The organism is Haloferax mucosum ATCC BAA-1512 (assembly GCF_000337815.1).
GTDB classification, from domain to species: domain Archaea; phylum Halobacteriota; class Halobacteria; order Halobacteriales; family Haloferacaceae; genus Haloferax; species Haloferax mucosum.
The window spans coordinates 35490-61120 of sequence record NZ_AOLN01000013.1; the positions used below are offsets into that span (position 1 = coordinate 35490).

General features: G+C 64.1%; 29 protein-coding genes and 2 tRNA genes. 15 read left to right on the top strand and 16 right to left on the bottom strand.

Going from position 1 to position 25631, the window contains the following annotated elements; all coding sequences use genetic code 11:
- Nucleotide 1 precedes the first annotated feature (1 nt).
- Complete coding sequence (locus tag C440_RS10095) at nucleotides 2-1018, bottom strand: 50S ribosomal protein L3 (RefSeq protein ID WP_008320350.1); 1017 nt, start codon at nucleotides 1016-1018, stop codon at nucleotides 2-4.
- Nucleotides 1019-1022: 4 nt separating this feature from the next.
- Entirely contained in the window at nucleotides 1023-1865 is an 843-nt protein-coding gene (locus C440_RS10100; protein ID WP_008320351.1) for a putative RNA uridine N3 methyltransferase, read from the bottom strand.
- A gap of 290 nt (nucleotides 1866-2155) precedes the next feature.
- Here C440_RS10100 and C440_RS10105 point away from each other — a divergent pair.
- Both C440_RS10105 and C440_RS10110 read left to right on the top strand, forming a co-directional pair.
- Nucleotides 2156-2226: transfer RNA gene (locus tag C440_RS10105), tRNA-Gly, on the top strand.
- A 12-nt stretch (nucleotides 2227-2238) separates the two neighbouring features.
- A tRNA-Gly gene (locus C440_RS10110) sits at nucleotides 2239-2309 on the top strand.
- A gap of 122 nt (nucleotides 2310-2431) precedes the next feature.
- On the opposite strand, the gene C440_RS10115 is transcribed toward C440_RS10110, so the two are convergent.
- The 4 genes from C440_RS10115 to C440_RS10130 all read right to left on the bottom strand — a co-directional run bounded on the left by C440_RS10115 (nucleotide 2432) and on the right by C440_RS10130 (nucleotide 4387).
- Entirely contained in the window at nucleotides 2432-2686 is a 255-nt protein-coding gene (locus C440_RS10115) for a hypothetical protein (RefSeq protein WP_049915671.1), read from the bottom strand.
- A 70-nt stretch (nucleotides 2687-2756) separates the two neighbouring features.
- Nucleotides 2757-3032 carry a DUF7130 family rubredoxin-like protein gene (locus C440_RS10120; RefSeq protein WP_008320354.1) on the bottom strand — a complete coding sequence of 92 codons (276 nt, stop codon included), beginning with the start codon at nucleotides 3030-3032 and terminating at the stop codon, nucleotides 2757-2759.
- Nucleotides 3033-3070: 38 nt separating this feature from the next.
- Nucleotides 3071-4129 (bottom strand): YihY/virulence factor BrkB family protein, encoded by a 1059-nt coding sequence (locus tag C440_RS10125; RefSeq protein WP_008320355.1) that lies wholly within the window; start codon nucleotides 4127-4129, stop codon nucleotides 3071-3073.
- Between the two features lie 72 nt (nucleotides 4130-4201).
- Nucleotides 4202-4387 (bottom strand): hypothetical protein, encoded by a 186-nt coding sequence (locus tag C440_RS10130; RefSeq protein ID WP_008320356.1) that lies wholly within the window; start codon nucleotides 4385-4387, stop codon nucleotides 4202-4204.
- 87 nt (nucleotides 4388-4474) lie between these two features.
- Between C440_RS10130 and C440_RS10135 the strand changes: the two genes are divergently transcribed.
- The 4 genes from C440_RS10135 to C440_RS10150 all read left to right on the top strand — a co-directional run bounded on the left by C440_RS10135 (nucleotide 4475) and on the right by C440_RS10150 (nucleotide 7035).
- The gene (locus tag C440_RS10135; protein ID WP_008320357.1) at nucleotides 4475-4789 is read left to right on the top strand and encodes an MTH1187 family thiamine-binding protein; all 315 of its coding nucleotides are present in this window, start codon (nucleotides 4475-4477) and stop codon (nucleotides 4787-4789) included.
- Between the two features lie 109 nt (nucleotides 4790-4898).
- The gene (gene mch, locus C440_RS10140) at nucleotides 4899-5831 is read left to right on the top strand and encodes a methenyltetrahydromethanopterin cyclohydrolase (protein ID WP_008320358.1); all 933 of its coding nucleotides are present in this window, start codon (nucleotides 4899-4901) and stop codon (nucleotides 5829-5831) included.
- Entirely contained in the window at nucleotides 5828-6325 is a 498-nt protein-coding gene (locus tag C440_RS10145) for a hypothetical protein (RefSeq protein ID WP_008320359.1), read from the top strand. Before mch ends, C440_RS10145 begins: the two co-directional genes overlap by 4 nt.
- Nucleotides 6326-6354: 29 nt before the next feature.
- On the top strand, nucleotides 6355-7035 hold the full coding sequence (locus C440_RS10150) for an MBL fold metallo-hydrolase (protein ID WP_008320360.1): 681 nt from the start codon (nucleotides 6355-6357) through the stop codon (nucleotides 7033-7035).
- 19 nt (nucleotides 7036-7054) lie between these two features.
- Here C440_RS10150 and C440_RS10155 read toward each other — a convergent pair whose 3' ends face one another.
- The 7 genes from C440_RS10155 to C440_RS10185 form a co-directional block, all read right to left on the bottom strand.
- A complete protein-coding gene (locus C440_RS10155; RefSeq protein WP_008320361.1) occupies nucleotides 7055-8659 on the bottom strand; it encodes a GTPBP1 family GTP-binding protein in 1605 nt (534 codons plus the stop codon).
- Nucleotides 8660-8885: 226 nt separating this feature from the next.
- A complete protein-coding gene (locus C440_RS10160; RefSeq protein WP_008320363.1) occupies nucleotides 8886-9446 on the bottom strand; it encodes a J domain-containing protein in 561 nt (186 codons plus the stop codon).
- A gap of 79 nt (nucleotides 9447-9525) precedes the next feature.
- Nucleotides 9526-10323 carry an orotidine-5'-phosphate decarboxylase gene (gene pyrF, locus C440_RS10165; RefSeq protein ID WP_008320365.1) on the bottom strand — a complete coding sequence of 266 codons (798 nt, stop codon included), beginning with the start codon at nucleotides 10321-10323 and terminating at the stop codon, nucleotides 9526-9528.
- Nucleotides 10324-10633: 310 nt separating this feature from the next.
- Nucleotides 10634-11485: a carboxylating nicotinate-nucleotide diphosphorylase gene (nadC, locus tag C440_RS10170; RefSeq protein ID WP_008320366.1), complete on the bottom strand. Its 852-nt coding sequence runs from the start codon at nucleotides 11483-11485 to the stop codon at nucleotides 10634-10636.
- Nucleotides 11472-12989 carry an L-aspartate oxidase gene (locus C440_RS10175; protein WP_008320368.1) on the bottom strand — a complete coding sequence of 506 codons (1518 nt, stop codon included), beginning with the start codon at nucleotides 12987-12989 and terminating at the stop codon, nucleotides 11472-11474. Before C440_RS10175 ends, nadC begins: the two co-directional genes overlap by 14 nt.
- A complete protein-coding gene (gene nadA, locus C440_RS10180; protein ID WP_008320369.1) occupies nucleotides 12986-14167 on the bottom strand; it encodes a quinolinate synthase NadA in 1182 nt (393 codons plus the stop codon). The genes C440_RS10175 and nadA overlap by 4 nt, the downstream gene beginning before the upstream one ends.
- 247 nt (nucleotides 14168-14414) lie before the next feature.
- Nucleotides 14415-15947: an amidohydrolase gene (locus C440_RS10185; protein ID WP_008320370.1), complete on the bottom strand. Its 1533-nt coding sequence runs from the start codon at nucleotides 15945-15947 to the stop codon at nucleotides 14415-14417.
- A gap of 129 nt (nucleotides 15948-16076) precedes the next feature.
- On the opposite strand from C440_RS10185, the gene hmgA reads away from it, so the two are divergent.
- From hmgA to C440_RS17545, 3 genes are all read left to right on the top strand, one after another.
- Nucleotides 16077-17288 (top strand): hydroxymethylglutaryl-CoA reductase (NADPH), encoded by a 1212-nt coding sequence (gene hmgA, locus C440_RS10190; RefSeq protein ID WP_008320371.1) that lies wholly within the window; start codon nucleotides 16077-16079, stop codon nucleotides 17286-17288.
- 123 nt (nucleotides 17289-17411) lie between these two features.
- Entirely contained in the window at nucleotides 17412-17627 is a 216-nt protein-coding gene (locus C440_RS10195; RefSeq protein WP_206537080.1) for a hypothetical protein, read from the top strand.
- Between the two features lie 226 nt (nucleotides 17628-17853).
- A complete protein-coding gene (locus C440_RS17545) occupies nucleotides 17854-18003 on the top strand; it encodes a hypothetical protein (protein WP_161605928.1) in 150 nt (49 codons plus the stop codon).
- Between the two features lie 38 nt (nucleotides 18004-18041).
- Here the strand turns inward: C440_RS17545 and C440_RS10200 are convergent, their stop codons facing one another.
- Nucleotides 18042-18581, bottom strand: a complete 540-nt coding sequence (locus tag C440_RS10200) for a DUF5817 domain-containing protein (RefSeq protein ID WP_008320374.1) — start codon at nucleotides 18579-18581, stop codon at nucleotides 18042-18044.
- A 198-nt stretch (nucleotides 18582-18779) separates the two neighbouring features.
- Here C440_RS10200 and C440_RS10205 point away from each other — a divergent pair, with 198 nt between their 5' ends.
- Nucleotides 18780-19298: a hypothetical protein gene (locus C440_RS10205; RefSeq protein WP_193788401.1), complete on the top strand. Its 519-nt coding sequence runs from the start codon at nucleotides 18780-18782 to the stop codon at nucleotides 19296-19298.
- Between the two features lie 205 nt (nucleotides 19299-19503).
- Entirely contained in the window at nucleotides 19504-19959 is a 456-nt protein-coding gene (locus tag C440_RS10210; RefSeq protein WP_008320377.1) for a hypothetical protein, read from the top strand.
- Between the two features lie 155 nt (nucleotides 19960-20114).
- Here the strand turns inward: C440_RS10210 and icd are convergent, their stop codons facing one another.
- Nucleotides 20115-21374, bottom strand: a complete 1260-nt coding sequence (gene icd / locus C440_RS10215) for an isocitrate dehydrogenase (NADP(+)) (protein ID WP_008320379.1) — start codon at nucleotides 21372-21374, stop codon at nucleotides 20115-20117.
- Nucleotides 21375-21496: 122 nt separating this feature from the next.
- Between icd and C440_RS10220 the strand changes: the two genes are divergently transcribed.
- From C440_RS10220 to C440_RS10235, 4 genes are all read left to right on the top strand, one after another.
- A complete protein-coding gene (locus C440_RS10220; RefSeq protein ID WP_008320380.1) occupies nucleotides 21497-22414 on the top strand; it encodes an isoaspartyl peptidase/L-asparaginase in 918 nt (305 codons plus the stop codon).
- A 191-nt stretch (nucleotides 22415-22605) separates the two neighbouring features.
- Nucleotides 22606-23541: an oxidoreductase gene (locus C440_RS10225; protein WP_049915675.1), complete on the top strand. Its 936-nt coding sequence runs from the start codon at nucleotides 22606-22608 to the stop codon at nucleotides 23539-23541.
- An 87-nt stretch (nucleotides 23542-23628) separates the two neighbouring features.
- Nucleotides 23629-24078, top strand: a complete 450-nt coding sequence (locus C440_RS10230; RefSeq protein WP_008320382.1) for a DUF7522 family protein — start codon at nucleotides 23629-23631, stop codon at nucleotides 24076-24078.
- A 157-nt stretch (nucleotides 24079-24235) separates the two neighbouring features.
- The gene (locus C440_RS10235) at nucleotides 24236-24874 is read left to right on the top strand and encodes a DsbA family oxidoreductase (RefSeq protein WP_008320383.1); all 639 of its coding nucleotides are present in this window, start codon (nucleotides 24236-24238) and stop codon (nucleotides 24872-24874) included.
- A gap of 115 nt (nucleotides 24875-24989) precedes the next feature.
- On the opposite strand, the gene C440_RS10240 is transcribed toward C440_RS10235, so the two are convergent.
- Nucleotides 24990-25628, bottom strand: coding sequence for a dienelactone hydrolase family protein (locus C440_RS10240; RefSeq protein WP_049915678.1), 639 nt, complete (start codon nucleotides 25626-25628; stop codon nucleotides 24990-24992).
- Nucleotides 25629-25631: the final 3 nt, after the last annotated feature.

The following is a 25631-nucleotide window of genomic DNA, read 5'->3' on the forward strand; positions in this document are numbered from 1 at the left end:
TTTAACCCTGGTTCGATGCGGTAGAGACGAAGCGCACCTCGGGGTCGAGGCGCGGTTGGTCGTTCGGCCGGATGGCCGGGCGGAACCGCAGAAGGCGCTTGTTGGGGCCCGGAAGCGAGCCCTTGACGAGCGCGTAAGAGCCGTCAACCTCACCGTAGTTGACGAAACCACCTTCGACAGAGGCCTCGTCTCCCTCACCGAGGTCGATGAGACGCTTGTTGAGTTCGGTGCGCTGGTGGTAGCCAGTCTGACCGAGCTGCGGAACCGTGGAACGGACACGGGACGGGTTCCAGGGGCCGAGGTTGCCAATACGGCGTCTCCAGCCCTGGCGGGCGTGCTTGCCCTTACGCTTCTGGACGCCCCATCGCTTGACGGGACCCTGCGTACCCTTACCCTTCGTGACACCGGCGGCGTCGAGATACTCGCCAGCACGGAACACGTCGGACATCTCGTGTTCGCCGCCCTCGGCAACGAGGTCGAGGGCGAAGTCGGCGCGCTCCACCATGGAGCCGCCGCCGACGCGAGTCTCCATCACGTCGGGCTTCTTCTTGGGGACGTTCTTGAGTTCGGACGGGACCGTGTGCGTGATGACGCGAAGGTCATCGACTTCGCCGGCCTCGACGGCCTCTCGAAGTGCGTCGGCGTCCGATTCGAACGTGTCTTCCGCCGGAAGATCGAGGACGCGGTCGAGTTCGTCGTGGAACTCGCTCGCCCAGACCTCGGTCTTCGGCTTCATACCGTACGGCGTCTGCTCGTAGGCGCGAAGGGCGACGGCGCGCATTGGCGGCGTCTCGACGACGGTCACGGGCACGGACTCCTCCATTCCCTCGCGGGGGGAGTCGGCCTCGTCGTTGACCATCATGACGTGGGTCATACCGGCTTTGTAGCCAGCGAAGCCCTGCAGCGCAGGGGAGCCATCGTCGGACGGCCACGACTTGATGCGTGGGACCTCCTTGACCGCTCGCTTGCGCGGGCTAAAGCCCATCGAGCCTTTTCGTGGTCTGCTTGGTTGTGGCATGGATTCACTCCGTGAGTGTCAGGGAGGCGAGTGACGCGAACATCGCTTCTTCAGTTCGCACCACGTCGCTTCCCTGTCGCGGAATCGTATTGAGCCAGAGGTCGAACCCCGGACCAACGGAAGGTTCGACGTCTGCAACATCCTCGGGAGACATCCCGAGCATGTCCGGAAGCCCACGGCCGGGAGAACCGAAGACGACGGTCATACCGCCGGCATCGGTGATGCGGGCCGTCAGGTCGCCCAGTCGGGGGACCGACAGCGACTCGCCATAGCGAGACGTGGCGATTCGCACGCCCGCATCTGGCCTGCCGAGTGCTTCCGTGAGGTCCATGCGGGATACGTCGAACCCCGGAAGGGGTTCATCGACGATCCTCGCACGGACCGGTTCTCGCGAAGAGATCCTGACAGCGACGCGCTCCCCCTTTGAAACGTTCATCCCCGGAGGGGTGAACAGGGAGACCGGGTGTTGCATTCCGCAATTGACCCGAACGCGGTCGTCAGGTCCGACCTCGGTCACGATTCCTTCTCGCAACGCGGGCGTCTCGTCAGAGTCGCCCGCGGTCGTAGACGATACCAGGACCGGTGGCAGAATTCCAGCGTACCGAAGTTCGTCACGCTTGCCCCACGCCTCCTTTCGGAGGTAAGGGGGCGTTGCGGCGTACCGAAGTACGGTTTCGACGAACTCACCGCCCCACTTGTTTTCGCCGTCTTCGTCGGGGAAGACGACGAGTTCATCCGCCCGGAAGACCGCCGCCGCGCGGGCGACGTAGCCGAGTTTGCGAGTTGCCTCGCGTTGATCTTCGGCTTCCCGGACGAGTGAGGTCGGCACGAGTACGCTGAGTTTCATGCCGGATTCATCCTCGTCTCGTCTAGACTGTGGCGTTTGTACCGGGGGCCTACCTAAAAGAGTAGCGAATCAAATCTGGGGTGATAGAAGGTCCCACGCACCAGTTTGTGGGCGTATTGGCGAAAAACGCATGACAGTGAATTACACGATTCGGGACAGGTCCCAAAACCGGAATCTTACATGGTAGCAGGTGCCGCGCTGTCGTCCGATTTCTCCCCCGTTTCGCAAGTCTTATTTATCAACCCGACACTATCGAGTAACGCAGTAGTACGCCACAGAACACGCGGAATGCGCTGGTAGTGTAGTGGTATCACGTGACCTTGCCATGGTCACAACCTGGGTTCAAATCCCAGCCAGCGCACTTCCACCACATGCGTCGGTAGTGTAGTGGTATCACGTGACCTTGCCATGGTCACAACCTGGGTTCAAATCCCAGCCGACGCACTTTCTGAACGGAACCAAACGAGGAGTCGTTAGACTCCGAGTTTCTGTAGAGACCATACGTCACTGTTCGGCGCTCAATACTAATTGGTTGACATCATCGCTACGCACGCGTGGGCGGAGAATCAGTAACCGAGTGTATCGACAGTCTCGATTCGCTCGATACCATCGAATTCACAGAGTGCGGAGACGTTCGTCTCGTCGAGCGCGACGACGACGCCGCCGAACTGCAGTTCTCGTTCGACCGACCCGCCGAGTGAGCAGACGTAGTCGGACAGTCTCGCTCGCGCGTCGTCGTCAACGGGTTCGACCCGGAGTTCCGCGGTTTCGGCTTCGAGTGGGTCGTCGCGCATGCGACGAACCGGATGAGAGAGGTACATACCCGCCGGTTGATGGCCGGAAAGAAAACGGTCGCGGTCGATACCGAGGTGGTGCCGCGTCGCACCGAACTCAATCTTCGGTACAGTAGAACAGCGCTTCGCGTCCGGCGTCACACCCCGGACACGCGGTCGGGAATGCGGTCAGAGAGCCGAGTTCGCCACACTCGTCGCATCGCCAGACCAACCGGGCCTCTCCGAAGTCTTTCTGGCTCAACTGCCGGTGTTCGACGACGGTGGGCGGGGAAACCGCCCGAGACGCCGTTGTCGGACTGGTTTCGACGGCTTCCCACAGCGGACGGTCCGGTTCGAGCGGTCGTGTCGGCTGTGCAGGTGTCTTGATAGCCATACACAAACATATGCTCTCCCACGGCATAATAGTCGCCGTCAGTCGTCTTGACTGTCCGGCCACGACGACCATCGAAACTCCAATCGGACCGGTCCCTCCGGGAGGAACCTGTTGGTATCGGTATCGACGACGAGTTTCTCGGGACGCGGGACGACGACTGTCTCGTCGCCGACGCGGACTTCGACGTCTTCGGTCGGGTTGTCGGCGACGAGGTGGTCGAGACGCTGGATGGCCGTGACGACGTTTCGACGCGTGGTGTTACCGTCGTTCGAGTCGAGAGGCACGCCGCCGAAGAGCGGGCGGACGTTCACGTCCCGAGACCGGTTCGAGAGGACGGCGTTCACGGCCGCGCCGAGGAGGATAACGAGACCGCTGAAGTAGAGCCACGTCAGAAGCACGAGAATCCCGGCGACGACGCTCGATTCCGGTGAGCGACTGCTAAACTGGACGTAGAGCCGAAATAGCGACTCGAAGGTCGTCAGCCCGACGGCGGCAACGAGCGTCCCGGGGACGACTTCGGTGTATGTCACGTCCTCGTCGGGGAAGATGTAGTACATCGGATAGAACGTCACGAAGAGAACGGCGACGAGGAGTCCACGGTAGACGACCCAACCGAGCGCGCCGTCGAGCGCCGGCAGGGTCGATTCGATGAACGCGCCAGCGACGACGGCGAGTGCGACGGTGACGAACACGAGGAGTCCGTCGGTGACTTGGTCGGCGAACGTGTTCGCGGCCTCGGATTCGTAGATGTCGGAGAAGGCGGTGTCGAGCCCGCGGAAGATTCGGAGCGTCCCCCACACGAGAACCAACACCCCGACGACCGAGAGACTCGCAAGTTGCGTCGAGGATTCGAGTTCGGCAACGATAATCGAGCCGGCACCCGGCGTCAACACGGACTGAATAACGGCTATGACGCTCTGTCTGAGCGACCCGTTACCGGTGGCGGAGACGGCCGCGAGGACGAGCAGGAAAAGCGGGAGAAGCGAGACGAAAGCACCATAGGCGATACTTCCCGCCATGAACGTCAGTCGCTCGGCGCGCACCTCGTAGGCGATTGCTCGGCCGAGCGTGAGCGCTCGGGTTGCGCGTGGATTCATGGACTCGAATACGTCGGCGACGGAGAAAAAGAACGCCGGAGCGCCCGCACCCCAGCTTTTTGCTCGTGTGAGTTATCGCTGGGCGGCGAAGACAGCGACTGCGATACCCAAGATGGCCCCGGTAATCATCCACTCGACAGTGTAGCCGACCCGTCCCCCGACGACCGACCCAAGTGTGACGCCACCGACGACGTTCGCCGCGAAGACGAACGCCAGTCGAATGAGTCCGCTTTGGAACATACCGGTATCCGATGCCATTCGCGGTCATAGACTCGCCGGTTCCGACACGATGTGCGTGAATGACTCACACCTCGTTTTACCTACTAGTACGACGAGCAACCGACCATGACGGTTATCGCCATGTTGAGCGTCGCACCGGTTATCGAAGATAGCATGTCCGGCGAAGTTGCGAAGGCGGTCGCCGCGCTCGACGACTTCGACGTCTCCTACGAGACGAATCCGATGGGGACGGTCATCGAGGCGGCAGATATCGACGAACTACTCGCGGCCGTCGGCGCGGCCCACAAAGCCGTCGATGGCGACCGCGTGAGCACGTTTCTGAAGGTAGACGACAAACGAACGACCGATCAGCGCGCCGCCGACAAGGTCGCCGCAGTCGAAGCACACCTCGGGAGAACTGCGAAACGAGAACGCGAATAACGCGGTCCGGACGGTCGCCGACGGAACCGGATGCTCCGAGACACGTCCACGCGCATCGGGGGGTATCCGACTGACAAACCCTTTACCTGAAGACGAGCAATCGACCCGCATGGACAGCATCAATCGGATGGCCATCGAACTGGTCGATGAGGCGCTCGACTTTGCCGGTGAACTCGGCATCGAGGGCTACGAACTCGACTCGGGTGCGACGGTCATCGACTTCGGCGTCGATGCCGACGGCGGTGTCGAAGCGGGGATGCTCCTCGCGGAGATTCAAACTGCGGGTCTCGCAACCGTACAGACCCGAATGGGTGATGTCGCCGGGACGCCCCGCCCCTACGTCGAACTCTCCACTGACCGCCCCGCGCTCGCCCTTCTCTGCTCGCAGAAAGCGGGATGGGAACTCGTCTTCGACGACTTCGACGGACTCGGCTCCGGTCCCGCCCGCGCGCTCGTCGGCGAAGAAGAAGAATATCACAACCTCGGCTACTACGACGAGTTCGACCTGACGGTCCTCGCCGTCGAGAGCATCGAACTGCCGACCGACGAGGTGGCCGAGCACGTCGCCGACATGACCGGTCTCGAACCGAGCGCCGTCTTCCTGCCGACGTACGCCACCGGGTCGCTCGTCGGGAGCGTCACGGGCGCGGCTCGCGCCGCCGAGCTGGCGATGTTCAACCTCTTCGAGGCGGGCTATGAGCCGACGAACGTCGTCTCTATCAGCGGGTCTGCACCGCTCGCGCCCGTCAGCTACGACGAGAGCGTTGCGATGGGCCGAACGAACGACGCCGTCGCCTACGGCGGGCGCGTTCACGTGACCGTCACTGAGGATTTCGACGACTTCGAACACGTGATTTCGACCGCCGGCCCGAACCACGGCGTCCCGTTCGAGCAACTCTTCGAGGACGCCGACTGGGACTTCGGCGAGGTCGACCCCGACGTATTCGGTCCCGCACAGGTCACTATCGACGTCATCGACGGGCCGACGTACACGCTCGGCGAGACGGACGAGGACATCCTCGCAGAATCCTTCGAGCTGTGAGGCGAAAGCCGGTCCCGCCAGCGCCGGACTCCCTCGACAGACTGTGGAACGCCCACGCCGCGGTACCGCTGATTCCGGGGTCCGAAGACGATTGTTGCGGCCGCGTCGCCGAGCGACTCGACGTGACACCCGACGAGGGCCGCGACTGGCTTGTCTTCTGTCAATCGCTCGGACTCGCCCGCGAAGTGAGTCGCGGCTTCGAGCGCGTCCGCGACGACTGGCAACAAGAGGAACTCAAAGACGCCTTCGTCGAACGCGTCTTCGGCGCGCGGGAGGTTCTCGACGCCCTCGGCGACGAGCCGCGTTCGACGGGTGACGTGTTCGAGGCGTTCGAGCCGACGGTCCCGCGGTGGGAACGCCACCGCGACCCCGACGGGTGGGAGTCGCGCTGGCAGACTCGCGTCGAGCGGTTGCTCGACTGGGCGGTGCTGTTCGGGGTGGCAGAGCGGAACGACGACGGGTACGTCGCGGTCGAACCAAACGAATCAGAATAACAATCTCATTTGAGGCGTAACGTCCGGCAATGGTGACGCCTCTTTCGGACGGTCTCTGGCACATCGACTGCAAGACCTTCGACATGCCGAACGTCTTTCTCGTCGACGACGGGACACTCACGCTCGTCGATTCAGGGTGGCCCAGTGACGAAGAGACTGTCCGAAACGGAGTCGTCGACGCTGGGTTCGAACTCGCCGACATCGACCGCATCCTCCTGACTCATTACGACGCTGACCACGTCGGCACCCTCGGGAGATTGTCGCCCGACCTCGACGCATCGGTCTATATCCACGAGTTCGAAGCCCCCTACGTCACAGGGGAGCGCTTGCCGCCGTGGACCGCCCGGAATGGACTCGAAGCCATGCACCGACTCTACTACCGTCGAATAGAACTCCCGGACCTGCCGATTCGTCCCATCGGTGACGGCGACACGATAGGTGAGTTCCGAGTGTATCACACACCCGGCCACACTCCCGGTCACGTGACGTACGTCCACGAAGGCCGCTCCGCCGCGTTTCTCGGTGACCTCGCCTACGGACTCGGAGACACACTCCGCCCGACGGGTCGCCTGAGTTCATACGACGCCCAGCAGGTCAAAACAAGCATCCAGTCGCTTCTCCGCCGGGGAGACCGGTTCACCCATGCCTGTCCGGGGCACGGACCACCGCTGGAAAACGGATATGAGCGTCTTTCGAAAACTGTGGAATGAGTCACTCCAGTTCGTGAGGTCACTCGACTTTCGTCACGGTCCCGACGCCCTTCGACCGGCCTTCGCGGAAGACGAATCGCTGGCCCTCTTCGACGAAGTAGGGTCGGAACTTGAACTCGACGCGAGTTTCTCCGGTGTCGCCCGGAAGGAGTTGTCCACCCTCAGGGTGGAAGATAGCGGCTTCTGAGACGGTCTCGATGTGGATGACTGGCTCGTAGCCCTCCCGGATTCTCGTCGGGTGATTGAGCACCATCACTTCGGCTTCGAACTCGCGGACTGCGGTCGGGTCGGCGTCTGCCGGGAGTAACACCATCCCGCGTTCGATTTCCGATTCGCTGACTCCCTTGAGCGCGATGCCGACGATTCGGCCGGCGTTCGCTCGGTCAACGCGATGGTAGTGCATCTCGATGGAACGGACTTCGACCTCGCGGAAGTCGCCGTCCGACATGGGTCCGAGAAGAAGCGTGTCGCCCGCCTCGACCGCGCCGGAGTTGACCGTCCCGGAGGCGACCGCTCCGACGCCGGTGACCGAGTACGTTCGGTCGATGTACATCTTGAAGTCGCCTTCGGCGGCGACTCGCTTCGGAAGCGACTCGAAGAGGTGGTCGAGCACGTCCAGCCCGTCCATCGTCACGGCGCTTGTCAACACGAGCGGGACGACGGATTCGCTAATCTCATCGACTGCGGCATCGACGCCGTGGCGTTCGACGCTGAGCGGGGTTCGGCCCACGTCGCGGAGCAGTCGCTCGACCTCGCGTTCGACCTCGCCGACGCGGTCGTCGGTGACGGCATCGACTTTCGTGATGGCGACCACCGTCGGCAGTTCCATCGCCAAGAGGATGCCGAGATGTTCGCGGGTCGTCCGTGTCGGGCCGTCGTCGGCGGCGACGACGAGCAGTCCGTAGTCGAGTCGCTGACCGACCAGCCCGCGAATCGTCGTTCTGAGCCACGGTTCGTGGCCGACGGTATCGACGAACGAGACCAGCCGGTCCGCCTCTTGGACGATCTGGGCGCGGTCGGATTTCCGGTGTGGGTTCCGCATGTGAATCGGTCCATCCTCGCCGAAGCCGTAGACGGCGTACGAGAGGTCAGCGGAGAGACCGCGTTCGACCTCGTGCGGTTGCACGTCGAGGAACGCGCGTGTCTCGCCGTTCCCGTTGTCGGCTTGTCCGGTGACGAGCGACCCCACGAGCGTCGATTTGCCGTGGTCAACGTGGCCCGCGGTGCCGACGACGATATGGTCGTCGTCCACGTCCAGCATCGCGCCCTCGCGGATGGTCGCAACCCCGACGAGACCACGTTCGGCGGCGTCGCCGACGCCCCACGTTTCGACGTCTTCGATGTGGGCACCCGCCTCCTCTGCGAGAAGCGAGAGGACGTCCATCGTCTCGGAGAAGTCGTCCGGTGGGATGCCGGCGATACCGCCGTCGTCGGTGACGCCGACCACGTAGGTTGCGACGCCGTCGCCGGAGAGCACTCGGTGTCGGAGTTGGGCCGCGAGCGACTCCATCCGACCATCGGACAGGTGAACGGCGCGGGTGAGGCGTTCTTTGAACTCGACGTTCCCACCTTCTTCCTCACCGCGTTCGAGGGCCTCTTCGAGGAGAGACCGGTCCACGCTCATGGAAAGCCGTAGGAAACCGACCGTGAAAACGCTTTCCGCGGTAGCATTTGCCGTGTCACAATACCACAACAGAGTATTCGTCGTACCAATCGTTTGCCAGTCTTCCCGATACAATGTGCAGAAACTCAACGGAACGATAGTTCGAGTACCGTTTGAGTACGATTCGAGTACAGTTCAGGCCTGCTCCGAACCGACTAGGCGTAAAGCCGTGTGTCGGCCAGTGGCGTCAGTTAGAGAGTCGTTCGTAGGCACGGTTGACGCGCTTGAACGTCTCTTCGTCGCCCGACTTGGCGTCTGGGTGCGTTTCTTTCACGCGTGCCCGGTACGCCTCTTTTACCTCTTCGGCCGACGCGTCGTCGTCGAGTCCGAGCGTTCTGAGGGCTTTCTGCCGGCTCATCCCTCGGCGGGGCGGGCGAACGCGAGTTCGGTTGGTTCGACCACCGGTCCGCCGCCCACCCCGCCCGTCGCGTCCGAACCGCCCGGCACCGGGTCCCTCTCGGGGGCCACCGCGCGGTCCCGCGCCGAAGCCGCCGGTTTCGTCCTGTCGAGCACCGCGACGTGCCGATTGAAAACCGAAGCCCCCCGAATTAGCCCGAACGCCGCGCCGCCGAAAGCGCGCTTCGAACCGACCACTCACGTCAGAGTACATGAAGTACGTCGTCGCTCCAAACGGTACGGCGACGAACAACAACAGCAGTTGCTGGGAGGCGAACGCCAACACGACGAGGAGCATGGTGATTCCCGCAAACACCGCCGCGAGGCCCATGACGAGTCGGTCTCGGTCCACGGGCGTAATTGGTGGCGCACGGTCCTAAACGTCTCGCCGAGAGACCGACAGTCGCCACCAACCCGCGGTGTCCGGAGCGTTATCGGTACTGGTTCAGACGATTCTTGAGACGCTTTGCCGCCTGCCCAGCCGCCTTGTCGAAGTCCTCGCCGTGGTCTTCGCCGGCGAAGATGATGCCGCGCGAGGAGTTCACGAGACCGACGCCGTCGGCGAGTCCGTACTCGACCGCCGCCTCCGCGTCGCCGCCCTGTGCGCCGACGCCGGGGACGAGAAACGGGAGGTCGGGGACCTGCTCGCGGAGGTTTTCCAACTCTTGGGGGCCGGTCGCCCCGACGACGAGACCGACGTTTCCGTTTTCGTTCCAGAGGTCACAGAGCGCGGCAACGCGCTCGTAGAGTGGTTCGCCGGATTCGAGTTCGAGCGATTGGAGGTCCGCGCCGCCGGGATTCGACGTGCGGCAGAGGACGAACACGCCCTTGTCCTCGCGGGCGAGGAACGGCTGAATCGAGTCGCGGCCCATGTAGGGGTTGACGGTGATGGCGTCGGCGTCGTCAAGCAGGTTCGCGTACTGCCGCGTCGTGTTGCCGATATCGGCGCGTTTCGCGTCGAGGAGGACCGGAACGTCTTTTCCGTGCGCGTAGGCGATGGTTTCGCGGAGCGAACGCCATCCGTCTTCGTCCTCGTAGAACGCCGCGTTCGGCTTGTAGGCCGCGGCGTGTTCGTGTGTCGCGTCGATGATGCGGCGATTGAACGCCCATCGTGGGAGGCCTCTGTCGAGAAGGTGCTCTGGAATACGGTCGATGTCGGCGTCGAGACCGACTGAGACGACGCTGTCTACCTTCTCGATGCGGTCCGAGAGGTCGTCGAAGAAACCCATTGCCCGCGAGTGCGACGACCGAATGTAAGGGGTTTTCCCTTCGCCGACGGGTCGGCACCCGGCCGCGACGCACGTCGGCGGTGGGGAGCGCACGAAGATACCGGAAACGACAGAAACGATAGAAACGACGGACACACCGGACACACCGGAAAAGACGAAGACGGCGACTCAGACGGGTCGTTCTATTTCACGCCCGGGGACCGAAGGAAGTTGCTGACGAAACGGACGTCAACCGTTGTCCCACCCACACGAAACGAGCGTATGAACGTGTGGTCTCGCCGTGCGTCAACCGGTCCTGACGGCGGACGAGTCAGTGCGGCGCGTTCGTCTCGCTCGTCCCGTTCGCTTCTCTCGTCTCGCCGGTTCGGAACGAAACGTCCGCACTCGGCGCACTGTGTGTGAGCCAGCCCATCGAGACGACGTCGACGCCGGTCGCCGCGTACGACTGGAGCGTCTCCAGTGTGATACCGCCGCTCGCCTCCGAGAGAACGCCGTCGGGGAGCCGTTCGACACCCTCGCGGACGCGTTCGGGCGAGAGATTGTCGAAGAGCACGATGTCGGCACCGGCGGCCGCGGCGCGCTCGCCCATCTCCGGCGACTCGACTTCGACTTCGAGCTTCGTGGCGAACGATTTTCGCGCTTCGAACCGGTGAACAGCCGCCTCTAAGCCGAGTTCTTCGATGTGGTTGTCCTTTACCATCACCATCCCCGAGAGGGTGAGCCGATGGGTGTCGCCGCCGCCGGCGACGACCGCCCGTTTCTCGACGCCGCGCAGTCCGGGCGTCGTCTTTCGGGTCGCGGCGACGCGGACCGAGTCGGACGCGTCGCGGGCGAGTTCGACCGCCTCTCTGGTCGTGGTTGCGATGCCCGAGGCGTGACCGACGACGTTGGCGGCGACGCGCTCTCCGCGGAGGACGTTCCGCGCATCGCCGGCGACCTGCAGGACCACGTCACCGGCCTCGACCGACTCGCCGTTTTCGGCCGCGCGCTCGGTTTCGACGCCGAGGTAATCGAAGATGGCGACCGCGGCGTCCAAGCCGGCGACGACCACGCTTTCCTTTGCGACGAGTCGGCCGGTCGTCTCGCCGGGAACGTGATTCGTCACGTCCCGGTGTCCGACGTCTTCGGCCAGCCAGCGTTCGACCGTCTCAGTCGTCAGCACTGGCGATCACCTCCGACTCGGACAGCGAGTGACAACCAGCTGGCGGGGCGGATTCGGCCGCTCGCGCGACGAGAAGCGACGAGATACAGGCGTTTCGAAGTTCGTAGAGCGACCGTGACACGCGGGTTCGAGCGTAGGCATCGACTTCACCCTTCAGGCGGCGCAGTCGCGCCCGAGCGGTTTCGAGACCGTCCGGCGTTCGTTCGACGCCGGCGAACTCGTCCATGGTCTCGCCGAGACGGTCGAACTTCGCGTCGGCGAACGCGTCTGGAAGCGCCGGGTCCGAATCCCGCGGCGGAACGTGCTCGACGGCGGTCGCGTCGCCGCGGCCTCGCGCCGCCGCGGTCTCGCCCGCCCGGGTACCCCAGACCAGCCCTTCGAGCAGACTCGTCGAAGCGAGGCGGTTCGCGCCGTGGACGCCGGTTCGGGCGCACTCGCCCGCGGCGAACAGTCTGTCGAGCGAGGAGCGACCGCGTTCATCGACGGCGATGCCGCCACAGAGGAAGTGCTCGCTCGGTGCGACCGGGATACCCGCGTCGAGTTCGACGCCGCGGTCGTCACACAGGTCGGCGAGGTCGGGGAACTCCGCGCGGAAGTCGATGTCCGAGACGTCGAGTACGACCCGTCCGGTTCGGTCGCGGGCGCGAGCGACGGCGCGGGCGACGACGTCACGAGGGGCGAGTTCGGCGTCTTCGTGCACGTCGGGCATGAATCGCCGACCGTCGCCGTCGCGCAGGACAGCACCCTCACCGCGGACGGCCTCGCTCACGAGGAACGAGTGGGCCGCGTCGTCGGCCGACGGGTCGGTCTCGGGGTCGTACGCGGTCGGGTGGAACTGGACGTACTGCATGTCCGAGATGGTCGCACCCGCGAGCGCGGCCATCGCCACGCCGTCGCCGGTCGCGCCCGGTGGGTTGGTTGACCGGCCGTAGCACGCGCCGATGCCGCCGGTTGCGAGGACGGTCGCGCCCGCGAAGACGGGTTCGACGCCGTCGCCGGTGAGAACTGTCGCGCCCCGGACGGTGCCTTCGTCAGTCACGAGGTCGAGCACCGTCGCGTCGTCGATGATGCGAACGCCGTCGCGTTCCGAGAGGTGTTCGAGGAACGGCCGGAGCACGTACTTCCCGGTGCTGGCATCGACGTGGAGGATTCGGCGGTTCGAGTGGCCCGCCTCGCGGGCGAGGTCGAAGTCGTCTCCGGCGGTATCGAACTCGACGCCGAGGGTGTCTAAAAGCACGTCTTCGACTGCCTCACGGGCGTTCGAGACGAGCACATCCACGGCCGCCGGGTCGGCGGTGTCGTCGCTCGCGCGGCGGATGTCGTCTGCGAACGCGTCCGGTGCTGACTGGGTGACGGCGATGCCGCCTTGCGCCCAGTCGGTGTTCGCGTCTTCGGGTTCGGTCGCTTTCGTGACGACGAGCACGTCCGCGCCCTCGCGGGCGGCGGCGAGTGCCGCGGCGCATCCGGCGATGCCCGACCCGACGACGAGTACATCGGTCTTCATAGTTCGAGCATGCGGTCGAGTGCGACCGCGGCGAGTTCTTTCTCCTCGGGTGCGACCTCGACGACGTTCGGTTCGCGGCCGTCGGCCAGTTCTTCGAGCACCCACGTCAGGTAGTTGGGGTCAACCTGCCGCATGGCGTTGCAGTCCATGCAGGCGTCGCCGCAGAGCGGACGCACATCGACTTCGGGGTGCCAGCGAGCGAGGTGTCGCGCGAGGTGGACTTCGGTGCCGATAGCCCACGTCTCGCCGGGGTCAGCGTCGGCGATAACGTCGCAGATGTGGCTCGTCGAGCCGACTTCGTCCGCGGCCGCGACGACGCTCGGGCGGCACTCGGGGTGGACGACGACGTTCGCGCCCGCGGCGCGGGCGTCTTCGACGTGTTCGACGCGGAAGCGTTCGTGAACTTGACAGTAGCCGTCCCAGAGGATGACTTCGGCGGCTTCGAGGTCGGCATCGTCGAGACCAGGGAGGTCGCCATGTTCGTCGGCCAGGGCGTCCGCGTTGCCGTCGGCACCTGCGACGCCGCCCGCCCACGGGTCCCACTCGACGACGTTCTCGATGCCGAGGTCGTTGGCCGTGTTGCGGCCGAGGTGTTTGTCGGGCAGAAAGAGCACGGCGTCGCCGCGCTCGAAGGCCCACTCGAAGGCGTCGGCGGCGTTGGAAGACGTACAGATGAGGCCGCCGTGGGAGGCGCAAAACGCCTTCAGGTCGGCGTAGGAGTTCATGTACGTAACCGGGAGGATGTCCTTGCCGCCGGTTCCCTCGATGAGTTCTTCCCACGCGGAATCGACCTGCACGGCCTCGGCCATCCCCGCCATCGGACACGACGCCTCCATCGACGGGAGAATCACCGTCTGGTCGTCGTCGGTGATGATGTCCGCGCTCTCGGCCATGAACGTCACGCCGCCGAAGACGACGTAGTCGGCGTCTGACTCGGCGGCGCGCTTCGAGAGTTCGTATGAGTCGCCGATGAAGTCCGCGTGCTCGACGATTTCTCGGCGCTGGTAGTTGTGTCCGAGGACGATAACGCGGTCGCCGAGTTCCTCGCGGGCGGCGGCGATACGCTCGGCGCGTTCGGCCTCGTCGAGGTCTCGGTGGCTCTCCGGTAGCTGTTCGAACGTATCGTATTTGAACAGACTGAGGTCCGACTCGAATCCGACCGACTGTAATTCAACCACGAATTTTCACCACGATTATCCCACCATCAGTAGGCCATATTGAAAAATATTTTTCTTCAATGTAGCCTACATGCCCTTACTTTTTCTCTTGAATAGATATTGGTCCGTAGTATGGGTCACGAATCAGCGATACACCGCACAAAAGCCCGCGTACTCGTTGAAGAATGATTTTATTCAAAATGAGTCGCCGGTTGGTGCGGGTTGTTCGACGTGAGACCTCCTGCGCACTGTCGTGTGGGGGTGGCTGTCACGCCCGGCCGTCGAAAACGACACGTCCGTCAACGATAGTCATCGTGACGTCGATATCTCGGATAGATGCGGCGTCCCACGGCGATTCGTCGAGGACGACGAGGTCCGCGGCGGTGCCGACCGCGACGGTCCCCAGTCGGTCGTCGTCGAACCCGGCGTAGGCCGCCCCTGCGGTGTACGCGCGGAGGGCTTCGGTGACGGTGAGCGATTGGGCGGGGTTCGGATGGTCGGTTGCGAGGTCGATTCCGAAAAGCGGAGCGAGCGGCATGCAGTCGCTTCCGAACGCGAGTTCGACCCCGGCGTCGAGCAGGTCGCGGTATCGGTTCGTTCGGCGTCGTCTGTCCCCGAGTCGGGCATCGTAGAGACCGCCTTCATCAGCCCACTTGAGGAAGTTCGGCTGGACGGAGGCGACGACTCCCAACTCGGAAAACCGCTCGGTGGCGTCGTCAGACGCGAGTTCGACGTGTTCGACACGGTGACGGCTCCCATCGGGGTTTTCGGTTTCCGCGTAGGCAGAGAGCACGGCGTCGATAGCCTCGTCGCCGATGGCGTGGGCGGTCAGTTGGTAGCCCGCGTCGTCGGCGTCGGCGACTATCGCACGGAGTTCGTCGGGCGCGACGACCCACTGTCCGGTCTCGTCGGGGGCGTCGGCGTACGGTTCCGAGAGTTTCGCCGTCCGGCCGCCGATGCTCCCGTCGGTGAACGTCTTTATCGCGCCGACTGCCACGAACTCGCTTCCGTGGTTCGTCCGCAGGCCGACTTCGCGGAGCGCGTCGAGGTGGTCTGCCCAGTAGTTGATGCGAACTCGCAGGTCCAGTTCGCCCGCGGCGGCGAGGTCGCGGTAGACCTCGGGAGCGCGAGAGCCACGAACCATGTCGTGGACGCCGGTGACGCCGCGGGCAGTCGCGTACTCCTGTGCGGCGCGAACGAGCTTCGTCATCTCCTCGCGGTCCGGTTCGGTCGCCTTCCAGAGCACATCGACTGCCGCTTCGACGACCACACCCGTTGGCTCGCCAGCGTCCGTTTGGACACCGTCTGCGGGCATCTCGTCGGCGTAGCTGTCGAGTACGACCGAGTTGACGCCGGCGGTGTGAAGGTCCTCGCGGAAGGCGACGACCGGAGCCGTCTCCGAGACCGTATCGAGGTCGTCGCGGGTGAGATAGCGCGATTCGTCCCACGTGCTCTCGTCGTAGCCGAAGCCGAGAACCCAGTCGTCGTCGGTCTCTTCGGCCCGGTCACGGAGGAGTGAAACGGCGTCGGCGACCGAGTCCGCCGCCGAGAGGTCAGCGTGGACGAGCGACCGGCCGACCATCGGGAGGTGTGTGTGGGCGTCGATGAAACCGGGGAGGACGACCCGACCCTCGCAGTCGATGACGCGGGTTTCGACGCCGACGAGGTGTTCGACGTCAGCGGCGCGACCAACGCGGACGAGTTCACCGTCGCGGATGGCGACCGCTTCGTAGGTCGCGTCCGGCGATTCGAGTGTGTGTACGTCCGCGTTGGTCACCACGAGGTCCGCCGCCGCAGTCATACCTTCAACCCCGACGCGGGAGGGCAAAGTCGTTCGGGCTGACGCGTGGGGTGTCGCTTTTGTCCCGCAGTCGGCCCGCCCGTCGGCGGAACCGGAACCTGTTTGCCCCGGCGCAAGAAACGTCGGCCCATGACAGACGCCGCGTCTCTCGCCGACCGCGTTCGGGCGGGCGAACTCCGCCTTCACGAACTCGAATCACACGCCGACGCCGACACCGCCGCCGAGGCTCGCCGCCGCCTCGTCGAAGAGTATTCGGGCGCGTCGCTCGATTCGGTCGGAAACTACGGCTTCCCCGCCGAAGCCGCCGAGTCGGCCATCGAGAACATGGTCGGCGCGATTCAGGTCCCGATGGGCGTCGCCGGTCCCGTCACTATCGACGGCGGCGCGGTCTCTGACGAGACGTATCTCCCGCTCGCAACGACCGAAGGCGCGCTCCTCGCGTCCGTCAACCGCGGCTGTTCGGTCATCAACAGCGCCGGTGGGGCGACCGCCCGCGTCCTCAAGTCCGGCATGACCCGCGCGCCGGTCTTCCGCGTCGCCGACGTCGCCGAGGCCGAAGCGCTCGTCTCGTGGACCCGCGACAACTTCGCGGCGCTGAAAGCGGCCGCCGAGGAGACCACGAGTCACGGCGAACTGCTGGACGTGACCCCCTACGTCGTCGGCAACTCGGTCTATCTGCGCTTCCGCTACGACACGAAAGACGCGATGGGGATGAACATGGTTACCATCGCAACCGAAGCGGTCTGCGGCGTCGTCGAAGACGAGACGACGGCCTCCCTCGTCGCCCTCTCGGGGAACCTCTGTACCGACAAAAAACCGGCCGCCATCAACGCTGTCGAAGGCCGGGGACGGAGCGTCACCGCCGACGTGTGCATCCCGCGCAAGGTCGTCGAAGAACGCCTACACACCACGCCCGAGGCCGTCGCGGAACTCAACACGCGAAAGAACCTCGTCGGCTCCGCGAAGGCCGCGAGCCTCGGGTTCAACGCCCACGTCGCAAACGTCGTCGCCGCGATGTTCCTCGCAACGGGACAGGACGAAGCGCAGGTCGTAGAGGGCGCAAACGCCATCACGACCGCCGAAGTGCAGGATGGCGACCTCTACGTCTCCGTCTCGCTCGCGTCCCTCGAAGTCGGCACCGTCGGCGGCGGAACGAAACTCCCGACCCAAGCCGAAGGTCTCGACATCCTCGGCGTCCGCGGCGGCGGCGACCCCGCAGGCTCGAACGCCGACGCCCTCGCCGAAGCAATCGCCGTCGGCTCGCTCGCGGGCGAACTCTCGCTCCTGTCGGCGCTCGCCTCTCGGAATCTCTCCAGCGCACACGCCGAGCTTGGTCGGTAAGGCGACACAACCGGCTCGTTCGCCGATTTAGACACAGTTCGGCGAATCAAAAACTCTCGTCCTTCCGAACTCGCCGCTGAGCCAGCTGATTTTCTCATCCCACAAGTTGGCAAGAAAACAGTAATGGCAGGGCGGAACCCAACGGTTCCCATGGGATTTACCTACGTTGACACTGCGCGGTGTCCCGAGTGCGACAGTCGGATAACGAGCGACGACGACATGGGCTTCCTGCAGATGACCGAAAGTAGCACCGGCTCGTCCGAGTTGGTGGTCTGTCCACACTGCGAGCGCGTCCTCGGCGCGGTTGCGACAGCCGCCTACGACAGCATCTGGTTCTGAGCCGTCGGCCGACACCCGAAGTCGTCTTTACTTTCACTCACTGAATTATTCGGAGTCACGTCCGAGAACACCTCTCGGGTGTACATCCAGCCGAATTGGATGGATTTCGACTACTTTCACTTTCACTCCGCATCCGTGGCTCGGTTTTACTCCCGTCCCGACAGAACCGAGCAGATGCGTCCGTCGGGGAGTCCCCGCGGGCGCATCCACAATCCCACCCCCTCTCATGTCTGTCCCTCGCCTCAGCACCGGCACAGAATCGTCCGACGAACACGACGAGGTGCGGCGACTCGCCCTCGCGCTCAAGTTGGTGAAGCTGACGTTGGGAATCATCGCGTCCGGTCTGACAGTCGCAAAGCTCCTCGGCGTACTCTGAGTCCACTTGCCGAACTCCCAATCACACCGTCCCGCTGGTCAGAGCAACCGGTGTCGGCCCCGCGATTCCGACACCTCACCGCGCCGCCGGAGTTTGTCGAGTAGGTCGCGGGCGCGTTCCTCGGGGACACCGCGTTCGCCCGCGGCCGCGACGATTTCGTCTTCCGTCGGTCGGTCGCTGTCCCGGATGACCTCCCGGACGATGGTCAGTCGGTCGGTCGAACCGGACGCCGAGTTTTGTCCGTGTTTCGCCTTCGCGCCCGCTTCGAACACCTCGTCGGCGTCGAGACCCGCCCCTTCGAGATATTCGCGGTCGTCGATGCCGGCGTCTTCGACCTGCTGGCCGAGTTCCGAGACGTGCGCGACGTCCGCGAACGCCTCGCTGTCGCCGTGTTTCTTCGCCAAGAGCGCCGAGCGCGCCTGTCTGGCGGCGTCTCGGTCCTCGGACTCGAAAAAGCGTCTGAGTTTCTTCGTCTGGTTTCGCCTGCCACAGCGCGGACACGTCGCCGTCTTCGACTCACCGGGATTCGAGAGCAACCACATGTTCGCACAGTCCGTACACCCGACGACCGCGTACATGGCCGTAGATTTCGCCGCGTCGGATTTGAACGTTCGGGACCGGCCGATTCAAACCTCTTAGGAGAAAGCATTTATCAGTCGAGTATCACTACACAGGTGACAGTCGTCCTCAATTATGCCCTCTCCCCGCATATACCCTCCATGGACAGCGTCCAGTACGCCGAACACGCAAGCCCCGCACACGAGACTCGTGCGAGTATGAATCGCCTCGACCTCTCGCGGAAGCCTTGGCTTTGGTTGTTCGTCGGCGTCTGGGCGGTCGTCGTCAGCGCGCTCCACTTCGGCGGGCTCGCGTACAACGTCTACACGAGTATCTGGTGGTGGGACCTACTCACCCACACGCTCTCGGGGTTCGGTGTCGCCGGCGTCCTCTTTCTCGTCTTCCCGCGGACGTTCGAGGGCGCTCGCGCGCCGCTCGTCATCGGTGGCATCGTCCTCGCCATCGGTGCCGGATTCGAAGTGTACGAATATCTGTTCAAAGACTTCTGGTACGGCTGGTCGATGGCCTACTACGCCGAAGACACGCTCATCGACCTCGTGGTTGACGTACTCGGCGCGCTCGGCTTCGTCGCCTTCGTGAACGGTCTCACCAAACGCCCCGCAGAGAACGTCGATTCGTGCTCGGATGGAACCTCGGCAGACTACCCGGATGGCCTGCGTTCGGACGGTGGCGAAGACTCGACGGACGGCACAGATTCGGACGGCAATTCGGACTGACCCGACGCGGCCGGATTCGACGCCCGCTTCGAAGTGAGTCGGACTCGGTCGGCGATGCCGTTAATTCAACCCGGACATGTCGTTCTGCGGAAATAACGTACATATCATAGATTCCCTAGTACTCGCCCATGCGAGTCGTTGTCGATTGGGAACGGGAACAGGGGCGACACAGTTCAGTCGGCGTCAACCGCCGCGTTCGGTGCGCATGCTGAGGCGCGCGTGGGACGAGATGGTGCTTCCGCGGTGGGAAGAGCGCCCGCGGGAGATGGCCGTCGTCGCCGCGTGGGGTGCGGTGGTGACTGCGACGCACTTCACGAGCATGGTGTTGTTTCTCTACAGTCGCATCTGGTGGTGGGACATCTTCGTCCACGCCGCTTCCGGGTTCGGCGTCGCGGCCGTGTTGTACCTTTTCGAGCCACGAGTGCTCCGGTCGCGGTTCGCACTACTCGTTGTCTTGCCGATGGCCGTCGCCGCCATCGGAACGTGGTTCGAGGTGTACGAGCGCCTGTTCACCGACTTTTGGGTTAACTGGTCGCTCGCGTTTTACCTCGAAGACACCGGCATCGACATCGTCGCCGATACCGCCGGGGCCGTCATCTTCGGTCTCGTTCGCCCGCTGTGGGACCGCTTGGCGGCGCTTCGGCGTCCACACGGACTGTAACGCTCGAAAAAATCGAGACCGAAAACGGTCTTCGTCGTCTCATTGTACCCGAACGCTTCGATAGTCTCAGAAATCGTCGAGTTCCAAGTCGGCGAAACGCTCTACGAGAGTTTCTCGGTGATGCCGAGCAAAGCTCGGCAGACCCACGAACTAGCTTACGCGAGTTCGTGAATATTTTCGACGACCTTGTCGGCGTACTCGCTCGTTGCGAGTTTGTTGCCGCCTTCGATCTGGCGTTCGAGGTCGTAGGTCACGTCGCCCTCGGAGATGGTCTTTTCGACGGCGTCGCGGATGAGCTTGCCGGCGTCCTTCCAGCCCATGTACTCGAACATGAGACGGCCGGAGAGAATCATCGCGGTCGGGTTGACCTTGTCTTCGCCCGCGTACTTGGGCGCGGAGCCGTGGACAGGCTCTGCGAGACAGAGACCCTCACCGAAGTTCGCACCGGGTGCGATGCCGAGACCGCCGATCTGTGCGCCAGCGGCGTCGGACATATAGTCGCCGTTGAGGTTCATCGTGGCGATGACGTCGTAGTCGGCGGTGCGGGTGAGGAGTTGCTGGAGCATGTTGTCGGCGATGCGGTCCTTGACGACAATCTTGTCCTCGGGCTTCTCGCCGTCGTATTCCTCCCAGAGTTCGTCCTCGGTGATGGTGACGTCGCCGAACTCCTCTGCGGCGAGTTCGTAGCCCCAGTCGCGGAAGGCACCCTCGGTGAACTTCATGATGTTACCCTTGTGGACGAGGGTGACGGAATCACGGTCGTTCTCGATGGCGTATTCGATTGCCTCACGGACGAGACGCTTCGTACCGAACTCGGTAATGGGCTTGATTCCGATGCCGACCGGACCGTCGTGGATGACGTCGTCGTGGCCCATCTCCTCTTCGACGAACTCCTTTACCTTCTGGACTTCGTCGGTGCCTGCTTCCCACTCGATGCCAGCGTACACGTCCTCGGTGTTCTCACGGAACGTGACCATGTCCATCGCCGCGGGGTTCTTGACGGGCGACGGAACGCCGTCGAGGTGGTAGGTCGGACGGACGTTCGCGTAGAGGTCGAGTTTTTTACGGAGCGCGACGTTGAGCGAGCGGAATCCTGCGCCGACGGGCGTCGTCAGCGGACCCTTGATGGCGACGCGGTGGTCGCGGATGGCGTTGACAGTGTCTGCGGGGAGATTCTCGTCGTACTTGTCGCGGGCAGACGAACCGGCGTAGACTCGCATCCAGGAGACAGAGCGTCCAGTCGCCTCTGCGGCGGCGTCGAGGACCTTCTGTGCGGCGGGACCGACGTCCGTCCCGATTCCGTCACCGTGGATAATCGGGATAATCGGGTTCTCGGGGACAGAAAGCGCACCTGTCTCCTCATCGACCGTGATTTTCTCGCCGTCTTCAGGAACCTCAATCTGGTCGTAGCTCATGAACAATGAGGGATTTTGAGTGCGGTGTAAAAGTCCTGCCGTTCTCCCGCCCGAGAGGCAAATCTCGCCGCAAGCACGGCTCGGTCGATACGTTTACACAGACCCTCCGATTGCTCCCTCGTATGCGTATTATCGTTCACGGCGGCGCGGGCGAGATACCCGACGAACCGGAACCACGACAGGAGATTCTCGACGACGCGGCGAACACTGGTGTCGCCGAGTCCGACCCGCTTTCGGCGGTCGAGTCCGCGATTCGCGTGCTCGAATCGAACCGCCGGTTCAACGCCGGTGTGGGCGGCGCGGTGCAGTCCGACGGCGTCGTCCGCACCGACGCCGGTGTCATGCTCAGTGACCGCGAAGTCGGCGCGGCGTCGGGAATGCCGGGCGTCGAACACGCGGTGTCGGTCGCTCGTGCAGTCCTCGAAGAGACCCCGCACGTCCTTCTGTCGGGCGACCCGGCGGTCGATTTCGCGGCCGACGTTGGCGTCGAGACCGACGTTGACCTGTTCACAGAGGAGACGCGAGCGCGCTGGGACGCGGCCGACCCACCGGAGGGGTCGCCGACGAAACACCTCTCGTGGCTCGCCGACCGCTTCGGCGGCAGTACGAGCGACCCGACCGCGAACGCGAGCGACGGGCATCGCTCCGCCAGCGACGCCGACCTTCCCGGTCACGACACGGTCGGCGCAGTCGCCACGGACGGCGAGACGTTCGCCGCCGCAACCTCGACCGGCGGCCGCTGGTTCGCGCTCGCCGGCCGCGTCGGCGACGTCCCGCAAATCGGCTCCGGCTTCTATGCGTCCCCCGCTGGCGGCGCGTCCACGACGGGCGCGGGCGAAGACATCGCCCGCGTGACGCTCGCTCGCAGAGCAGTCCGCCACGTCGAACGCGGCTGTGACGCACAGACCGCGGCCGACCTCGCCATTCAGGAGTTCGGTGAACTCACCGGTTCCTCGGCGGGCGTTATTCTCCTCGACGACGAGGGCTTCGGCGCGGCGTTCAACGCCGACGAGATGCAAACCAGCACGGCGTCTCGGTAGGTACCGACACCGGCGCACGGCCGGACTCTGTGCAGTGCGTCAGGGTGGTATCTCCCGCACTCAAGTGGTGACGCCCGCACTCAGGTGGTGATGCCCACATTCGGGCAGTGTCACCGCGTTCGTACGCTGATGCCGAACTCGGGGTGGAGACCGCCAGTATCGTTTACTCGCATCGGCCCCTTGCGTCCGTCATGAGCGACTGGCACGAAGGGGATATCCCCGACCTCTCGGGGAAGACCGTCGTCGTCACCGGCGCGAACAGCGGACTCGGCTTCGAGGCGACCCGGATGTTCGCCGAAAAGGGCGCACACGTCGTGATGGCCTGTCGAAGTCTCGACCGGGGCGAGACGGCGATGCAACGGATTCGAGCGGCTGTCCCGGCCGCGTCGCTGACGCTCTCGGAACTAGACCTCGCGGACCTCGATTCGGTTCGGCGATTCGCGGACACGTTCACCGCGGACCACGGCGCACTGCACGCCCTCTGCAACAATGCGGGTGTGATGGCGATTCCCCGGCGCGAGACCGAACAGGGCTTCGAGATGCAGTTCGGCGTGAACCACCTCGGACACTTCGCGCTGAGCGCCCGACTCTTTTCGCACCTTCGAGACACGCCCGGCGAGACGCGCCTCGTCACGGTGTCGAGCGGCCTGCACGAACGCGGACGGATGGACTTCGACGACCTCCAGGGCAAGCAAACCTACGACGAGTGGGACGCCTACGCACAGAGCAAGCTCGCCAACTTACTGTTCGTCTACGAGTTGGACCGCCGACTGACCGCCGCGGGCATCGACGACGTGTTGAGCGTCGGCGCACACCCGGGGTACGCGGACACGAACCTCCAGTTCCGCGGTCCCGAGGCGTCGGGTTCGACTGCCCGGCTTTGGTTCAGTAAACTCGCTAACGCCGTCTTCGCCCAGTCGGCCGCGAAGGGCGCGCTTCCGCTTGTCTACGCCGCCACCGAGCAGTCTGTCGAAAGCGGGACGTACGCGGGTCCGCAGGGACTCTTCGGAATGCGTGGCACCCCCGGCCCCGAAGCGCCGAGTACTCGGGCGAAAGACCCCGAGACCGCAAAGCGACTGTGGACCGTCTCACAGGAACTCACCGAGACGAAGTTCCGACTGGCCTGACGCGCCGGTCGGGCAATATCCCCGCGTCGAGCGCCGAACTACCGCACTCAGCGAGACGACCAAATACTAAGCACGCTATGTAATACCATGGAAGAACCGGTGCTCGACATCGACGAACAGTTCGCGGACGCCCTCGTCTCGACGTGCCGGACGACGCTCGGCGATTCACTCCGGAGCGTCATCTACTTCACCCGCGACGATTTCGAGGTGCTCTACGTCAGAACGGACCTCTACGGTGACGAGGGGACGATGCGCGCCGCGAAGTCCGAACTCGTCGAGAACGAACGAGTCGGCTTCGGCCCGCAAGAGACCTACAGTCGCGGCAACGCCGAGAGTGACCCCGAAGCCGACGCCAACGCCGGTCCTGACTTCGGCGAGTACGAGTTTACCCTCCGCGTGTTCTCCGAGGGGTTCGTCGGCCGCGTCGTCGGCGGCGACCGCGGGGTTATCGTCACGACCGACGAACTCGAACTCACCGAGTTCGAGGAGATGGAAGTCGCACTCCGCCGAATGCTCGCCGAAGACGATTCCGAGTAGCGACGGAGTGCGCGGCCCGGCTCAGTTGCGACCGAAATCAGCCGTTTCGCATGTTCGTCCCCCCTTTAGAAACAAACGTACCTGCGCTCGCGTGTGCCGCATTCCCCGCACATAGCTAAGCACGCCGCTTTTGTAATCTCAGCAGTTACGAGTATGTATGAGTGAGACCGAGACTGACCCGGACCACATCACCGTCTACTCGGACTACGTCTGTCCGTTCTGTTATCTTGGCCGAGAGTCGTTGCGTCGGTATCAGGAGACGCGCGAGGATGACCTCGTCATCGACTGGCATCCGTTCGACCTCCGAAGCCACAAACGACGGCCAGACGGAAGCATCGACTTCTCCGTCGATGACGGCAAAGACGACGAATACTTCGAACAGGCGAAAGCGGGCGTCAAACGGCTACAGGAGAGATACGACGTGGAGATGACGCTGGACGTCGCAACCGATATCGACTCGCTTTCCGCGCAGGTCGCGTCGTACTACGTCAAGCAACACTACGACAATCACACGTGGCTGGCGTTCGACGTATCAATCTTCGACGCGCTTTGGCAGAACGGCGCGAACATCGACGACGAAGCACTGCTAATCGAACTCGCCGAAGACGCCGGTGTCGAGGGTGGTGAAATCCGCTCAGCGCTCGACGACGACGCACTCTTCGCGGAAGTCCACGAGCAGTTCGCCGAGGCACAGCGCCACGGCGTGACCGGCGTGCCGACGTTCGCTTACGACGGGTATGCCGCTCGTGGAGCGGTCCCACCGGAGCAGATAGAACGGCTCGTCGAGGGATTCTAACACCGGTCCCCGGACGCCAACGACGTGTCTCCGGGCTAGGACCATTCCGATTCGCGTCGAAGTAGCGTATGTCCAAGCGACATCACCGCTGAGTTCTCTCGATAACCCCGCCTCGTCACAGGTGCGTTTCGAACCAGTCGGCCGCGAGGTCGGCCACCGCGTCCAGTTCGCCGGGACCTTCGAACAGGTGCCCGGCACCCGGAATGACCTCCAGCGACTTTTCGCAGTCGAGGCGGGCGAACGCGTCGCGGTTGCGTTCGAGTACCTGCTCGTCCGCGCCGCCGACGACGAACAGCGTGGGCGCGGACACGTCGTCGAGTCGAGATTCGGCGAGGTCAACGCGGCCACCGCGTGACACGACCGCGCCGGCCCGTGTTCCGAGGTCGGCCGCCGCGAGGAGCGCCGCCGCCGCACCCGTGCTGGAACCGAAGTAACCGTATTCGAGGGCGGCGGTCTCGTCGCGGTCTCGGAGCCACTCGGTTGCACCGAGAAGACGCGTCGTCAACAGCGGAATGTCGAATCGAGTCTCGTAAGACTGGTCTTCTGCCTCGGTGAGGAGGTCGAAAAGGAACGTTCCGAGACCGCGGTCGCGGATGACGTCGGCGACGTGGTTGTTTCGCGGACTCTTTCGGCTACTTCCGCTTCCGTGAGCGAAGACGACGAGTCCCGACGCGCCGTCGGGCACCCTGAGGTCGCCTTCCAACTCGACGCCGTCAACCGGCATCGAGACGAGGTTTGGGCCTGTTTCGTGCATGTC

Bases quoted from the DNA above. Each gene is read 5' to 3' on its own strand.
- C440_RS10240 (WP_049915678.1), bottom strand. From the start codon at position 25,628: ATGCACGAAACAGGCCCAAACCTCGTCTCGATGCCGGTTGACGGCGTC.
- C440_RS10155 (WP_008320361.1), bottom strand. From the start codon at position 8,659: ATGAGCGTGGACCGGTCTCTCCTCGAAGAGGCCCTCGAACGCGGTGAG.
- C440_RS10225 (WP_049915675.1), top strand. From the start codon at position 22,606: ATGAGCGACTGGCACGAAGGGGATATCCCCGACCTCTCGGGGAAGACC.
- C440_RS10135 (WP_008320357.1), top strand. From the start codon at position 4,475: ATGACGGTTATCGCCATGTTGAGCGTCGCACCGGTTATCGAAGATAGC.
- C440_RS10205 (WP_193788401.1), top strand. From the start codon at position 18,780: ATGAATCGCCTCGACCTCTCGCGGAAGCCTTGGCTTTGGTTGTTCGTC.
- C440_RS10095 (WP_008320350.1), bottom strand. From the start codon at position 1,018: ATGCCACAACCAAGCAGACCACGAAAAGGCTCGATGGGCTTTAGCCCG.
- C440_RS10100 (WP_008320351.1), bottom strand. From the start codon at position 1,865: ATGAAACTCAGCGTACTCGTGCCGACCTCACTCGTCCGGGAAGCCGAA.
- icd (WP_008320379.1), bottom strand. From the start codon at position 21,374: ATGAGCTACGACCAGATTGAGGTTCCTGAAGACGGCGAGAAAATCACG.
- C440_RS10230 (WP_008320382.1), top strand. From the start codon at position 23,629: ATGGAAGAACCGGTGCTCGACATCGACGAACAGTTCGCGGACGCCCTC.
- C440_RS10195 (WP_206537080.1), top strand. From the start codon at position 17,412: ATGGCAGGGCGGAACCCAACGGTTCCCATGGGATTTACCTACGTTGAC.
- C440_RS10130 (WP_008320356.1), bottom strand. From the start codon at position 4,387: ATGGCATCGGATACCGGTATGTTCCAAAGCGGACTCATTCGACTGGCG.
- C440_RS10150 (WP_008320360.1), top strand. From the start codon at position 6,355: ATGGTGACGCCTCTTTCGGACGGTCTCTGGCACATCGACTGCAAGACC.
- C440_RS10115 (WP_049915671.1), bottom strand. From the start codon at position 2,686: ATGTACCTCTCTCATCCGGTTCGTCGCATGCGCGACGACCCACTCGAA.
- C440_RS17545 (WP_161605928.1), top strand. From the start codon at position 17,854: ATGTCTGTCCCTCGCCTCAGCACCGGCACAGAATCGTCCGACGAACAC.
- C440_RS10235 (WP_008320383.1), top strand. From the start codon at position 24,236: ATGAGTGAGACCGAGACTGACCCGGACCACATCACCGTCTACTCGGAC.
- C440_RS10200 (WP_008320374.1), bottom strand. From the start codon at position 18,581: ATGTACGCGGTCGTCGGGTGTACGGACTGTGCGAACATGTGGTTGCTC.
- C440_RS10125 (WP_008320355.1), bottom strand. From the start codon at position 4,129: ATGAATCCACGCGCAACCCGAGCGCTCACGCTCGGCCGAGCAATCGCC.
- mch (WP_008320358.1), top strand. From the start codon at position 4,899: ATGGACAGCATCAATCGGATGGCCATCGAACTGGTCGATGAGGCGCTC.
- hmgA (WP_008320371.1), top strand. From the start codon at position 16,077: ATGACAGACGCCGCGTCTCTCGCCGACCGCGTTCGGGCGGGCGAACTC.
- C440_RS10220 (WP_008320380.1), top strand. From the start codon at position 21,497: ATGCGTATTATCGTTCACGGCGGCGCGGGCGAGATACCCGACGAACCG.
- C440_RS10185 (WP_008320370.1), bottom strand. From the start codon at position 15,947: ATGACTGCGGCGGCGGACCTCGTGGTGACCAACGCGGACGTACACACA.
- pyrF (WP_008320365.1), bottom strand. From the start codon at position 10,323: ATGGGTTTCTTCGACGACCTCTCGGACCGCATCGAGAAGGTAGACAGC.
- C440_RS10120 (WP_008320354.1), bottom strand. From the start codon at position 3,032: ATGGCTATCAAGACACCTGCACAGCCGACACGACCGCTCGAACCGGAC.
- C440_RS10175 (WP_008320368.1), bottom strand. From the start codon at position 12,989: ATGAAGACCGATGTACTCGTCGTCGGGTCGGGCATCGCCGGATGCGCC.
- C440_RS10210 (WP_008320377.1), top strand. From the start codon at position 19,504: ATGCTGAGGCGCGCGTGGGACGAGATGGTGCTTCCGCGGTGGGAAGAG.